Source organism: Brevundimonas sp. (genome assembly GCF_032017145.1).
GTDB lineage: Bacteria > Pseudomonadota > Alphaproteobacteria > Caulobacterales > Caulobacteraceae > Brevundimonas.
Genome location: NZ_DALZQC010000092.1, coordinates 1 through 12,665, shown reverse-complemented (window position 1 = coordinate 12,665; position 12,665 = coordinate 1). Strand labels below are relative to the sequence as shown.

The 12,665-nt window shown below is 68.3% G+C and carries 11 protein-coding genes; 3 read left to right on the top strand and 8 right to left on the bottom strand.

What is annotated here, in order from left to right; translation table 11 throughout:
• A partial coding sequence (locus tag RTU05_RS13810) for an ATP-binding protein (RefSeq protein ID WP_312598939.1) occupies nucleotides 1-1,427 on the top strand: 1,427 nt, incomplete at its 5' end.
• Nucleotides 1,428-1,451: 24 nt separating this feature from the next.
• On the opposite strand, the gene RTU05_RS13805 is transcribed toward RTU05_RS13810, so the two are convergent.
• The 3 genes from RTU05_RS13805 to chpT all read right to left on the bottom strand — a co-directional run bounded on the left by RTU05_RS13805 (nucleotide 1,452) and on the right by chpT (nucleotide 3,404).
• The gene (locus tag RTU05_RS13805; RefSeq protein ID WP_312598938.1) at nucleotides 1,452-2,267 is read right to left on the bottom strand and encodes a protein-glutamate O-methyltransferase CheR; all 816 of its coding nucleotides are present in this window, start codon (nucleotides 2,265-2,267) and stop codon (nucleotides 1,452-1,454) included.
• Entirely contained in the window at nucleotides 2,264-2,641 is a 378-nt protein-coding gene (locus RTU05_RS13800; protein ID WP_312598937.1) for a response regulator, read from the bottom strand. Before RTU05_RS13800 ends, RTU05_RS13805 begins: the two co-directional genes overlap by 4 nt.
• A gap of 91 nt (nucleotides 2,642-2,732) precedes the next feature.
• A complete protein-coding gene (chpT, locus tag RTU05_RS13795) occupies nucleotides 2,733-3,404 on the bottom strand; it encodes a histidine phosphotransferase ChpT (protein WP_312598936.1) in 672 nt (223 codons plus the stop codon).
• 96 nt (nucleotides 3,405-3,500) lie between these two features.
• Between chpT and cysQ the strand changes: the two genes are divergently transcribed.
• The gene (gene cysQ, locus RTU05_RS13790; RefSeq protein ID WP_312598935.1) at nucleotides 3,501-4,343 is read left to right on the top strand and encodes a 3'(2'),5'-bisphosphate nucleotidase CysQ; all 843 of its coding nucleotides are present in this window, start codon (nucleotides 3,501-3,503) and stop codon (nucleotides 4,341-4,343) included.
• Between the two features lie 8 nt (nucleotides 4,344-4,351).
• Here the strand turns inward: cysQ and RTU05_RS13785 are convergent, their stop codons facing one another.
• The 5 genes from RTU05_RS13785 to RTU05_RS13765 all read right to left on the bottom strand — a co-directional run bounded on the left by RTU05_RS13785 (nucleotide 4,352) and on the right by RTU05_RS13765 (nucleotide 10,161).
• Entirely contained in the window at nucleotides 4,352-5,575 is a 1,224-nt protein-coding gene (locus RTU05_RS13785) for a hypothetical protein (RefSeq protein ID WP_312598934.1), read from the bottom strand.
• A 121-nt stretch (nucleotides 5,576-5,696) separates the two neighbouring features.
• Nucleotides 5,697-6,041, bottom strand: a complete 345-nt coding sequence (locus RTU05_RS13780; protein ID WP_312598933.1) for a hypothetical protein — start codon at nucleotides 6,039-6,041, stop codon at nucleotides 5,697-5,699.
• A 96-nt stretch (nucleotides 6,042-6,137) separates the two neighbouring features.
• Nucleotides 6,138-7,802, bottom strand: a complete 1,665-nt coding sequence (locus RTU05_RS13775; protein ID WP_312598932.1) for a peptide chain release factor 3 — start codon at nucleotides 7,800-7,802, stop codon at nucleotides 6,138-6,140.
• A gap of 111 nt (nucleotides 7,803-7,913) precedes the next feature.
• The gene (locus RTU05_RS13770) at nucleotides 7,914-9,497 is read right to left on the bottom strand and encodes a hypothetical protein (RefSeq protein WP_312598931.1); all 1,584 of its coding nucleotides are present in this window, start codon (nucleotides 9,495-9,497) and stop codon (nucleotides 7,914-7,916) included.
• 289 nt (nucleotides 9,498-9,786) lie between these two features.
• Complete coding sequence (locus RTU05_RS13765; protein WP_312598930.1) at nucleotides 9,787-10,161, bottom strand: hypothetical protein; 375 nt, start codon at nucleotides 10,159-10,161, stop codon at nucleotides 9,787-9,789.
• Nucleotides 10,162-10,403: 242 nt separating this feature from the next.
• On the opposite strand from RTU05_RS13765, the gene RTU05_RS13760 reads away from it, so the two are divergent.
• The gene (locus tag RTU05_RS13760; RefSeq protein WP_312598929.1) at nucleotides 10,404-12,563 is read left to right on the top strand and encodes a malate synthase G; all 2,160 of its coding nucleotides are present in this window, start codon (nucleotides 10,404-10,406) and stop codon (nucleotides 12,561-12,563) included.
• The last annotated feature ends 102 nt before the right edge of the window (nucleotides 12,564-12,665 follow it).

Here is a 12,665-nt window from a genome sequence, read left to right as displayed (position 1 = left end):
GCCGGGCGGAAGAGGCCAATCCGGCCCTGGCGGTCCTGACCGGCCCGGCGGCGGCGCGCGACGCGGCCTTCGGCCATCTGTTCGATCCGCCCGGCGTCGCCGAGGCGCGGGCCAAGCTGGCGGCCGGTTCTTCGGGCCCCGTCGAACTGGTCGCGCGTGCCTATCCCGACAAGATGCTGCATCTGTATGTGGCGCCCGAGGGCGAACGTCGGCGGATCTGGCTGTTCGACGTCTCGTCGCAGAAGTCGATGGAGCTTCAGCTCAACCAGGCCCAGAAGATGCAGGCCGTGGGCCAGTTAGCCGGGGGCGTGGCCCACGACTTCAACAATCTGCTGACGGCGATCCAGCTTCAGCTGTCCGGCCTGTTGGAACGCCATCCGGTGGGCGATCCGTCCTACGAAGGGCTGAACGAAATCCGCCAGACGGCCATTCGCGCCGCCGATCTGGTGCGCAAGCTGCTGGCCTTCTCGCGCAAGTCCACGGTGCGGCGCGAACGGCTGGACCTGGGCGAACTGGTGGGCGAGTTCGCCATCCTGCTGCGCCGCCTGCTGCGCGAGGACGTGCGGCTGGAAACCGACTACGGCCGCGACCTGCCGGTGGTGCTGGCCGACAAGAGCCAGCTGGAGACGGCGGTGATGAACCTGGCCGTCAACGCCCGCGACGCCATGCGCGGCGTGGTCGAGCCGGGCGCGGGCGTCGTCACCATCTCGACCCGGCGTCTGACGGCGGAAGAGGCGCGCGGCCTGGGCTGGGCCGACGCCCCGACCAGCGAGGTCGCCCTGATCGAAGTGTCCGACACCGGCCCCGGCGTGCCGCCGGAACTGCTGGACAAGATTTTCGAGCCCTTCTTCACCACCAAGGCGGTCAACGAGGGCACCGGCATGGGTCTGGCCACCGTCTATGGCATCGCCCAGCAGGCCGGCGGCCATGTCGCGGTCGGCAATGTCGAGGGGGGCGGGGCCGCCTTCCGCCTGTTCCTGCCCGCCGCCGGCGAGGCCGAACTGGCCGAGGTTCAGCCGGTCGAGGTCAAGGCCAAGGCGCCGCGCGACCTGTCGGGCGCCGGACGCATCCTGTTCGTGGAAGACGAGGACGCCGTGCGCGGCATCGCCGCCCGTCTGCTGCGCCAGCGCGGCTATGAGGTGATCGAGGCGGCGGACGGCGAGGAGGCGCTGATGCTGGCCGAGGAGCATGCGGGCCAGATCGACATGATGATCTCCGACGTCATCATGCCGGGCCTGGACGGCCCGTCGCTGTTGAAGAAGGCGCGGCCCTATCTGGGCGACGCGCCGGTCATGTTCATCTCTGGCTATGCAGAAAGCGACTTCTCGGACCTGTTGCAGGACGAGACGGGCGTGTCCTTCCTGCCCAAGCCGCTGGACATCAAGACCCTGGCCGAACGGGTGAAGCAGGAACTGCACGCCGCCTGACGACGGCGGCGTCTGTCGCGTGGTTCACGCTGCGCGGCGCAGTGCGGACGGCGCCTTGACGTACAGGCCCCGGCGGCCGTTCACCGGACGGAAGGCCACCGTCTCGCCTTCCAATCGTTCGTCGGCGCCCAGGAACAGGCAGCCGTCGTCGACCAGCCGCCGCTCCAGCCCGTCCAGCAGCCGTGCGCGCCGCGACGGCTCCATGTCGCCGAGCACATTGCGGCAGAAGATGACGTCGAAACGGGCGTCGTCGGTCGGTTCGTCCAGCAGATTGGAGCGGCCGAAGCGGACCGCATCGGCCAGTTCGGCCTTGACGATCCACTGGTCCTCCATCGGCTCGAACCAGCGCAGCATGGTCCGCGCCGTCAGGCCGCGCTGAATCTCGAAGCCGGTATAGAGGCCCGAGCGCGCCTTCTCGATGGCGCGTTGCGACAGGTCGGTGGCGATCAGATCGACGGCGGTGTGCGTCTCCAGCGCCGCCATGGCGATTGACCAGGCCTCCTGGCCCGTGGAGCAGCCGGCCGACCAGATTTTGACGCGACGGTCCGGGCGCGCCTTGGCCAGGGCCGGCAGCAGTTCGTTTTCCAGGATGCGGAAGGGCGTGCGGTCGCGACGGAACCAGGTCTCGGCGTTCAGCAGCACCTCGATCACCGACCAGGCCAGGGAGGCGACCGGATTGGCCCACAGATTGGCCAGCAGCGCCTCGACATTGGCGTAGCCCTCGCGTCGCGCCACCGGACCCAGCCGATGTTCGGCCAGATGGATGCGATCCCGCGACAGGCGATAGCCGGCGCGGGTGGCGAGAAGGGACTGCAGTTTGTCGAAATCGTCCGGCGTCATGCGGCGATCGCTCCGACCTCCGTCAGCTTGGACTGCAGGATTTCGCCGTCGAAGGGCTTCATCACATAGTCGTCGGCGCCGGCGGCCAGGGCCTCGGCGATCCGTTCGGGGCGGGTCTCGATGGTGCAGAACAACACCTTGGGCCGGTCGCCGCCCGACGTGGCGCGCAGGCGGCGCAGGAAGGTGATCCCGTCCATCACAGGCATGTTCCAATCGACCAGCACGACGTCCGGCATGGCGCCGATGCAATAGGCCAGGGCCTCGGCGCCGTCGGCGGCCTCGTCGACCTCGTAGCCCAGGCCCTCGATGATCCGGCGTGCGACCTTGCGGATGATGCGGCTGTCGTCGACGATCAGGCAGGTTCGAAAATTCATGGCCCTCTCCTCGACGTCGCGACGGGTTCGCCCCTTGGATTCGGGCGGAATATTGCCCTGATGCCAGTTAACGACTCGTTTGGAAACGGCCTCAGGCGGGCATTCGGGCGACCAGGGCGACCTTTCCGTCGTCAACCTTGACGTGCAGGGCGCCGCCGGCCGCCGTCACCGTCAGCCAAAGCCAGTAGGGCTGGATCCACTGACCCGCCAGTCCCTCGGTCAGGCGTTCGCCCGCCAGACCGGCCGCCGCCTCGGGCTTTAGCCTGGCCCGCGATCCTTCCGCGAAGCCTTCCAGATAGACAAAACCGTCCTCGACCCGCGACTGGATAACCGCCGAGCCGCCCATAGGCAGGGCGCCGACGGTCAGATAGGCCAGGTTGGTCAGGGCCCGCGCCTGGGGCTTGGAGAACTCGCCATCCGCTATGCGCCAGTCCAGGGTGGCGCGGCCCCCCTGCGTCATGCCGACCAGCAGGCTCTCCAGTTCGCGCGCGGTGAATCGCTCGCTGGTGGTCGCCGCGCCGAAGGCCACGCGGGCGTAATGGACCAGAGCCACCATCTTGCGGGCGCTCTGTTCGATCAGGGCCAGGGCGTCGTCGCGCATGTCCTGCGCCGCCGGGTCCTGCATCAGGTCCAGGCCCGAGACGATGGCGCCGGACGGGCTGATGAAGTCATGGCACAGCTTGGCCGCGACATAGGTGGCCAGTTCCGTCCCGTCGACGGGCAGGTCGAGCGGAGCGGCGCGTTTGTCGTCGGTCGGGGTCATGGCGGCTGGAGCACTCAGGTCACAGTTCGTGTCGCGCGCGAAGGTGACGTGATTTGCCGGTTCATGGAACCGCCCGGATGGTCTATCGACCCGCCCATGACGACCGCCTCCTCCCCCGTTCCGTTCCACGCCGCTCTCGAACGCGACCTGAAATCGGGCGCCCTGGCCCTGACCTTGGCCAAGATCGCCGAGGAGGCCGCGCGGCTTATCCTGCCCTATTGGCGGGCCGGCACGGCGGTCGAGACCAAGTCCGACGACAGCCCCGTCACCCAGGCGGATCGCGCGGCCGAGGCCCTGATCCTGGAGCGACTGGCCGCCGCCTATCCGGGCGTCCAGACCGTGGCCGAAGAGGCGGTGTCCGAAAGCGGCGCGCCCGCCTCGGCCGAGGACTGGTTCTGGCTGATCGATCCGCTGGACGGCACGCGCGGATTCGTGCGCGGGGGCGAGGCCTTCACCGTCAACATCGCCCTGATGCACGCCGGATATCCGGTCGCGGGCGTGGTGACGGCGCCCGCGACCTCGACCACCTGGCGCACGGACAAGCCCGAGGGCGGCGCCTTCCGGCGTCAGTTCGGCGCCCTTCAGGCCGGCGAAGCCCATGCCGGCGAGGACTGGCGTCCCATCCGCGTGCGCGACCGGCCGCAGGAAGGTCTGGCCCTGCTGAGCCACAGCGTCACCGACGAGGAGGCCGTGCGCCTGGCCGCCCGCCACGGCTGCACTCGCTGGCAAGGCACGGATTCCTCGCTGAAGTTCTGCCTGATCGCCGAGGGGCGGTTCGACGCCTATCCCCGCACCGGCCCGACCTCGGAATGGGACACGGCGGCGGGACAGGCGGTTCTGGAGGCGGCCGGCGGCCGCGTCCTGGCCGACGACGGCCAGCGTCTAAGCTATGGCAAGCCCAGGTTCCTGAACGGCGCCTTCGTCGCCATGGGCGGCTGAGGCGGGCGTCAAGCCCTGGCGCTGGACAGCAGGGTTTCCGCCCGTTCGGCCAGAACATCGACGCCCCGTTCGCGCGCCGTCGCCGCCGCCTCGCCCAGGATCAGCCCCAGCCCGCCAGGCGCGGCGCCCGTCAGCCGCCGGCGCGCCAGCAGAATCTCGGCCATGCCGATCTGGTCGGCGGACCAGTCCAGCGGCGTCGCCTCGGGCATCCGCGCGCGCAGCCGCGTCTCCAGCGTCATCAGGCCCGCCAGATCGCCGACCGCCTCGGCCAGGGCGACCTCGCGGGTGATCCGCCGCTCGCGCACCACGGCGCCCAGCACCAGATCGCGGCCCTGGGTCAGGCTTTCCGCCTGGGCCAGCAGCATCAAGGGTCGAGCCTCGTCGCCGGCGCGCAGGATCTGGATGGCGACCCAGTCCAGGGGGCTGTGATCGGGGGTGAACTGTTCGGCGGCGGCGTCGAACAGGGTCCGCGCCTGGGCCCCCGCCGCCTGATGTGCCGCCACGGCGGCCAGGGCCGACAAACCGGCGCCGCACAGCGCCAACGCCCGCGCGCGCGTCAACGGGCGATGGTCGGGCGAGGCGGCCTCGACCAGGGCGCCCAGGCTGCGGCCCGCCTGGTCCAGCAGGCGCACGTCGCGCCGCGCCACGCCCGTCTCCAGCGTCAGGGCGGCCTGATCCATCCTAAGCTCCAGGTCCTCGGCCCTATCGCCCTGAACCGCTGCATCCATCAGTCCGCCCGCTTCGGCCAGGCTGTCGATATCTCCCGCCAGGCGCGCCGTGCGCGCCTTCAGCCGTGCGAGGGTCGCGGCCAGGATTGAGGCCGCGCGTCGGTTGCGCGGGCGATCGACGCTGGCCAGAAGGGCCAGGGCGCGATCCAGCCGCTCCGGCGCGCCGCACAGATCGAACCGCAACATCGCCGCCGCCGCGCCGTCCGCCGCCGCCAGGGCGGCCTGATCCTCGGTCGTCGCGGAACGGGACAGGCTCTCGGCGCAGCGGTCCGCCCGATCCAGGCTCTCGGCGGCGCCCGTCCGCCGGGCGTGTTCGCGCCACAGGGCGGCGGCGCGGTGTTCGGTCTCGAACGGACGGTTGCAGGACACCCGGCCCGCGTCGATGGATTCGCGCAACGCCTCGGCCCGCAGCAGGTCGGGGCCGATCAGTTCGACCCAGCCCAGGTCTTCGCTCTCTCGCGCCTGGGCGAAGAGTTTTCGAAGATCGCGGCCGAATTCGAACATGCGCTGGACCTCTGTAATCCCGCTTCGAGACGCAGACTGGGTCTCTTGCGGCGTCCAATGCAAACGCAGCGCCGCCAAAGCGGTTCGGTCGGGCTTATCCCCAGCCTTCGTCGCGGGGCGATCAGCCCAGGTTCGGCGTCTTCTGCTGACAGCGTTGCAGGGTCGTCCTGGCCTCGGCCGCGTCGCCGTTCAACTGACGCACGGCGGCGATGCGGGCGCGGGTCTGATCGGCCTCTGCGGCGGGGGCGGGCTTGCCGGCGGCGGTCGCGGCCTGCATCGCCGCCAGCGACCAATAGAGGGCTGCATCGTAAAGCCGACGCCCCTGCGCGCTCTCGCCGCCCTCCAGTTCCGACGCCGCCTGCGTCAGCCCGGCGCAGCGCACCGCCTCGTCATAAGACACCAGCCCCACGGAAGGTGCGGCCTGCAGCATCAGGGCGGCGCTGGTTAGGGCGAACAGCAAGGGCATCGGTCCTCCGGCGCATCTGCGCCCGACATCTGACCATGGCCCAGACGCAGGGCCGAATAAAGTCCGAAGCGGCGCCGTGAGGCGACCCATTGCGTCTCAGCCGCGTTCCCTGGTCTTGGTGAAGGCGATCTTGGGGAAGCGTTCGCCGACGTAGCCGGTCTCCCAGCTCGACTTGGCCAGGAAGACCGGGGCCTGGTCGATGTCGCGCGCCATCTGCGGGCGGTATTTGCCGCTGAAGTCCTCGACGTCGGCGTCGGCGCCGCCCACCCAGCGGGCCTCGGCGTAGGGGCTGGGTTCGAAGACGACGTCCAGACCGTATTCCTCGCCCAGACGGTCGGCCATGACCTCGAACTGAAGCTGGCCCACGGCCCCGACGATGAAGTCCGAGCCGATCTCGGGCCGGAACAGCTGGGTCACGCCTTCCTCGGCCAGGCCCTCCAACGCCTTCTTCAGGTGTTTGGCCTTCAGCGGGTCTTTCACGCGCACGCGCTGCAGGATTTCCGGCGCGAAGTTCGGCAGGCCCGCGAACCGCACCACGCCGCTTTCCGACAGGCTGTCGCCGACGCGCAGCACCCCATGGTTGGGGATGCCGATCACATCGCCCGCGAAGGCGTCGTCGGCCAGTTCGCGGTCCGAGGCGAAGAACATGATCGGCGCATTGACCGACAGGGACTTGCCCGTGTTCTGCACCTTCAGCTTCATGCCGCGCTTGAAGGCGCCCGACGCCATACGGAACATGGCGATCCGGTCGCGGTGGTTGGGGTCCATATTGGCCTGAACCTTGAAGACGAAGCCGGTGACCTCGTTCGAACCCGGCTCGACCGTGGTGTCCACGGGGGCGGGGGCGTTGCGGGTCTCCGGCGGCGATTCCTTCTTCGCCTTCATGACCTTGGGCGCGGGTGCCCAGTCGCCAATGGCCTTCAGCAGTTCGTCGATGCCGAAGTGGCGCAGCGCCGAGCCCCACAGCACGGGCGTCAGATGGCCTTCAAGGAAGGACTGGCGGTCAAAGGCCGGATAGCCGCCCTCGACCAGTTCGACGGCCTCGGTCAGGGCGTCCTGCTCGCCCGCCTCGAAATACTGCCCCGCCTGGTCCAGCGGCAGGGCGGCGGGGTGATCCGGGTCTTCGGCGGCGCCGGCGGCCTTGCGCGTATAGGGCTGGAACCGGCCGGTCCCGACCTCGACCATGCCGCGCAGGCGGTTGCCGCTCTCGGCCGGCCACCAGATCGGGGCGGGGTCGAGCTGTAGGCGCGAGGCGATATCGTCCAGCAGAGCCATCGGATCCTGGGCCTCGCGGTCCAGCTTGTTGATGAAGGTGATGATGGGAATGTCGCGCAGGCGGCAGACCTCGAACAGCTTCAGCGTCTGCGGCTCGATCCCCTTGGCGGCGTCCAGCACCATGATGGCGCAGTCGGCGGCGGTCAGGGTGCGATAGGTGTCTTCCGAGAAGTCCTCGTGCCCCGGCGTGTCCAGCAGGTTGAACATCTTGCCGTCGTGCTCGAACGTCATGACCGAGGCGCTGACGGAAATCCCGCGTTCCTTCTCGATCTTCATCCAGTCCGAACGGGTGCGACGGTTCTCGCCCCGCGCCCGCACGGCGCCCGCTGCACGGATGGCGCCGCCGGCCAGCAGGATATGCTCGGTCAGGGTGGTCTTACCGGCGTCCGGGTGGGCGATGATGGCGAAGGTCCGGCGCCTCGCCGCCTCGGCGGCGAGGGTTCTTGAAGACTTGGCGGCTTCTTCGGGCAAGGTCAGGGAGGACATGGCGCGCGACTACCCCGCCGCGCGCCGAAAGTCACTCGCTGGCGGCTTCGCACATGACATCACGATGTTGCGTCAGACCAAATAACCCCTCGCCATAAGGGGCTATTGGAGTCATGCTCGTGTCCGAGGCGATGATCGGACCGACAGAGTTCGACGCCCTCTCCCGGAGTTCTCCGGGGTCATAGGGAAAGGAAACGAACAATGGCTGTGATCCATCCTCAAGACCGTATCGCCCACCTGGTGAGCGAGCGTCCGACCGCCAACAGACCGCTGCATCCGGCCGTGGGTCTTGCGGTCGGCTTCGGCTTCATCGTCGCCGTGGCGACGATCGTCCATGTCGTCTTCAACGCGGTGATGTGAGCGCAGGCTCAAGCGTAAAGAGGCGGTCGGCGCCGCCTCGTCGCTTCCCTCGTCCGCTGAAGGCGCTTCGTCGCCAGCGGAAACCAGGCCAGCCTTTGCGCGCGCCTCGTTGAGGATGCGTCGAACCTCGTCCAACTCCTTGCCGCCATGTGGGTCATTGGCGAGCGGCGCCAGATAGCTGATCGCTTCCACGTATCTGGCATGGGCCATCAGAGCCGCGCCTGCCTCGAAACGCAGTTGCTGTACCTGCGGCGCAAGCTCCGATCCGAGCAAAAGCACGTGAAGGTCGTTCACGGTGGGATAATCTGGCTGGCCCCGCCGATTTCGAGCCATGGCCGTATATGTTCGATAGTCGGTGGCGTCGAGGCGATAGGCGGCCGCCAGGGTTGTTTGCGCCTGCTGATACAGGGACGAACGGTGGTCAGAATCTTCGTCGCCGACATTCATCAAGGCGACCGCCTTGAGCCGCAGCGCCAGAGCATCCGCGGGATTCTGGGTCAGATGGCTGTCGAGAACACGCACGGCGTCCATGTCCTGCTGCATATCCATATGCGCCTGGGCGAGGACGCGCGCCGCCAAGGGATCGCCGGGGTATCGGTCGTAGGCGCGTTGCGCTTCGGCTAGATTTTCGGCGCGGCGATCTTCCGGAACGTATCGGGCCAGGCGCAGGTCCAGCCACATAAGATCACGAGCCGAGGCGGGAAGCCGACTGACCTTGACCTCCGCAGGCTCGAATTCGCGATTCTGCCACTGGTACGTCATGCGTTCCAGATAGCCGTAGACGTCGGACTGCAGCTGGTTCGGCGTCCGTCCGGTCGCGGTCGTCATGGATGCCACGCGATCCTCTCCATTCATGACGCTGGACAGATACCGGCCCAGCATCGCGCGCCTTTCGGGCGTGCTCATGAAATAGGCCGTCAAGGCCCAAGCCTGGGCATAGTAGGCGTGGCCCCGGCCTTTGACCTCCATCGGACGGGCGCGCAGCAGGGTCTCCATCGGCATCCAGCTGTTCAGCCCGCCCTGCAAGGAATACATCCGTCCTTGATTGGGCAGGCCGACCTTCATCCGACCGACGGTCACGTCGGCTGTCGCAAAGAATTCCGCAAACCCCTCCACGAACCAGCCTGGATAGGCGCCGGGCAGATACTGGCGCATGAAATGGTGCGCGTATTCGTGGAACAGGGTGTGGTCGTTGTCCGAGCCACGCCCGCCCGTGACGGCGAAGATCCGTTCGTTTCCGGGGGTATAGAAGCCGCCGACATTCTCTGGAATGTCGGGCCAGACCTTGCGCATATCGGAACGGCCGTCGGCCAAATAGATGGCGAGCGGCGGCACATCGACGTCCGATTGAACGGGGAAGAAGACGCGAATGATGCTGTCGAATCGCTCGACCTTGCGGGTGTAGTTGCGGATCGCGCCTTCGCTCGTGTCGCCATAGACCACGAAGTGTTCGCTCTCGGCCTTCAACCACTCGGCGCGCGCCGGTGTGGTAATGGATACAGCCGACGCCAGAACCGCCACCACGGCGAAAGGCTTGAAGGATTTGATCATGTGGCCCCCCTATCGAGGGTGAACCAGCCACAACCCGAGATTTCTGGCAACCTGGGAAAGCAACCGCCCGACCTCAGGCGGCCATGCGGTTCCAGACGGCGCGGTCGGCGGCGACGGCGTTCAGGCGACGGCCCTTGGCCTGGAGCTGATGCATGACGATATCGGGCAGGGCGCAGAAACGCGGCTCGACCAGGTCGGGATCGCAGGCGACGGCCGGGGCGGCGAACAGGGCGGCATTCACGTCCGGGCTGCGCTCGGCGATCAGCCAGGCCAGGCGGCGCGCGCGTTCAGGATCGTTGCGGTGGAGCAGCGGATCCTCGGCGAACAGTTCGCAGCCCAGCTCCAGCACATAGTCGAAGGACAGCTTCTCGAACCGGCGCGTGTCCGCGGGCGTGACCGGGCAGGCCTCGTCCAGATCGAACACCACATCGTTCAGAAGAAACAGCATCGGAAACACGCTCGACCGGGCCGGACGCGATGTCGTCCGTAAGCCCACGATAGGCGCCCCCGCTTGCGGTCTCGTTCACGGACGCGGTTAAGCGTTTCTGACCAGCCGCGCCCCGTCTTGGACGAAAAGCGACGGCGATGACGCGACGTGACCCTTGCGCGGGCGGGCGGGCTCCGTTTACCTCATCACGCATTGTTACAGGTCGGCCCAAGTCCTGGCGCCGGCCGCAAGGAGCCGCCGTCATGACCACCCATGAAGATCGCGCCGGGCTGAGCGTCGCAGGCGAACTGATCGCCCTGATCGAGCGAGAGGTGCTGCCGGGGTTGGGGCTCGATCCGGCGGTCTTCTGGTCGGGCGCGGCGGCGATCTTCGAACGGTTCTCGCCCGAGAACCGCGCCCTGCTGGACCGACGCGACGCCCTGCAAGGCCAGATCGACGACTGGCATCGGGCGCGGCGGGGCCAGCCTTATGACGTGGGCGCGTCGGAAGCCTTCCTGCGCGAGATCGGCTATCTGGTCGAGGAGCCGCAGCCCTTCACGATCGCGACCGAGGGTGTGGACGCCGAGATCGCGCAGATGGCCGGGCCGCAGCTGGTGGTGCCGGTTCTGAACGCCCGCTTCCTGCTGAACGCCGCCAATGCGCGGTGGGGCAGCCTGTATGACGCCCTGTACGGCACCGACGCCCTGGGCGACCTGCCGCAAGGGGGCGGATACGATGCGGCGCGCGGCGCGCGGGTCGTGGCGCGGGCCAAGGCGTTTCTGGACGAGGCGGCGCCGCTGGCGGCGGGTTCGCACGCCGATGTCGCCGGCTGGTCGGTGGCGGACGGCGCCCTGTCGCCGGCGCTGAAGGATGCGGCCCAGTTCGTCGGGTTCCGGGGAGAGGCGGCGGCGCCGTCCTCGATCCTGCTGGTCCACAACGGCCTGCATATCGAACTGGTCATCGACCGCGACCATCCGGTCGGGCGGGGCGATGCGGCGGGACTGGCGGACGTGGTGCTGGAATCGGCCCTGACCACCATCGTCGATCTGGAGGATTCGGTCGCCGCCGTCGATGCGGCGGATAAAGCCGAGGCCTATCGCAACTGGCTGGGTCTGATGCGCGGCGACCTGTCCGCGACGTTCAGGAAGGGCGGCGAGACCCTGACCCGCGCGCTGGAGCCGGATCGACAGTGGACCGCGCCGGACGGATCGTCGGTGACGCTGAAGGGGCGCAGCCTGCTGTTCGTGCGCAACGTCGGCCATCTGATGACCACGCCGGCTATTCGCCTGGCGGACGGGTCCGAGGCGCCCGAGGGGGTCATGGATGCGATCGTCACCAGCCTGATCGCCCTCTATGACATCAAGGGCCAGGAAACCAGGAGTGGGGGCGGGCTCGGCAACAGCGCGACGGGTTCGGTCTATATCGTCAAGCCCAAGATGCACGGGCCGGAAGAGGCCGCCTTCACCAACCGGCTGTTCGACGCGGTCGAGGATCTGTTGGCCCTGCCGCGCCATACGCTGAAGGTCGGGGTGATGGACGAGGAGCGCCGGACCAGCGCCAATCTGGCGGCCTGCATCCATGCGGTGAAGGACCGGATCGTCTTCATCAACACCGGCTTTTTGGACCGCACCGGCGACGAGATCCACACCGCCATGCAGGCCGGGCCGGTGGTGCGAAAGGCCGACATCAAGTCCAGCGCCTGGATCGCCGCCTATGAGGCCCGGAACGTCGCCATCGGTCTGAAGTGCGGCCTGTCGGGCAAGGCCCAGATCGGCAAGGGCATGTGGGCCGCGCCGGACCGCATGGCCGACATGCTGGAGCAGAAGATCGGTCACCCGAAGACGGGCGCCAACACCGCCTGGATGCCGTCGCCCACGGCGGCGACCCTGCATGCGCTGCACTATCACGCCGTCGATGTGTTCGCGGTGCAGAAGGACGTCGCGCGGCGCGAGACGCCGGGGCTGGAGGCCCTTTTGACCCCGCCCTTGGCCAATGGCGCCAACTGGTCGGACGATGAGGTGGCGGCCGAACTGGACAACAACGCCCAGGGCATACTGGGCTATGTGGTGCGCTGGATCGATCAGGGCGTCGGCTGCTCCAAGGTGCCGGACATCCACGACATCGGCCTGATGGAGGACCGAGCGACCCTGCGGATCAGTTCGCAGCATATCGCCAACTGGCTGCTGCACGGGGTTTGCACAGCGGAACAGGTGGACGCCGCCTTCCTGCGTATGGCGGCCAAGGTGGACGGCCAGAACGCGGGCGATCCGCTATATCGGCCGATGGCGACGAACCCCGAGACCAGCCTGGCCTATCAGGCGGCGCGGGCGTTGGTGTTCGAGGGGGTGAAACAGCCGAACGGCTATACCGAGCCGCTGCTGCACGCCTGGCGGTTGAAGGCGAAGGCGGCTCAGTCCGCCTGACGCGGCGCAGAGGGGACGACCGGCTCGGTCGCCTCCGCCTCGTCGTCCGCCATGACGTCGTCGGCGGCGTCGTTGGCGGTCCGGGCGCTGCGCTGGGGGCCG

Coding starts and splice junctions, on each gene's coding strand:
- RTU05_RS13805 (WP_312598938.1), bottom strand. CDS start 2,267: ATGACGCCGGACGATTTCGACAAACTGCAGTCCCTTCTCGCCACCCGC.
- RTU05_RS13800 (WP_312598937.1), bottom strand. CDS start 2,641: ATGAATTTTCGAACCTGCCTGATCGTCGACGACAGCCGCATCATCCGC.
- chpT (WP_312598936.1), bottom strand. CDS start 3,404: ATGACCCCGACCGACGACAAACGCGCCGCTCCGCTCGACCTGCCCGTC.
- cysQ (WP_312598935.1), top strand. CDS start 3,501: ATGACGACCGCCTCCTCCCCCGTTCCGTTCCACGCCGCTCTCGAACGC.
- RTU05_RS13785 (WP_312598934.1), bottom strand. CDS start 5,575: ATGTTCGAATTCGGCCGCGATCTTCGAAAACTCTTCGCCCAGGCGCGA.
- RTU05_RS13780 (WP_312598933.1), bottom strand. CDS start 6,041: ATGCCCTTGCTGTTCGCCCTAACCAGCGCCGCCCTGATGCTGCAGGCC.
- RTU05_RS13775 (WP_312598932.1), bottom strand. CDS start 7,802: ATGTCCTCCCTGACCTTGCCCGAAGAAGCCGCCAAGTCTTCAAGAACC.
- RTU05_RS13765 (WP_312598930.1), bottom strand. CDS start 10,161: ATGCTGTTTCTTCTGAACGATGTGGTGTTCGATCTGGACGAGGCCTGC.
- RTU05_RS13760 (WP_312598929.1), top strand. CDS start 10,404: ATGACCACCCATGAAGATCGCGCCGGGCTGAGCGTCGCAGGCGAACTG.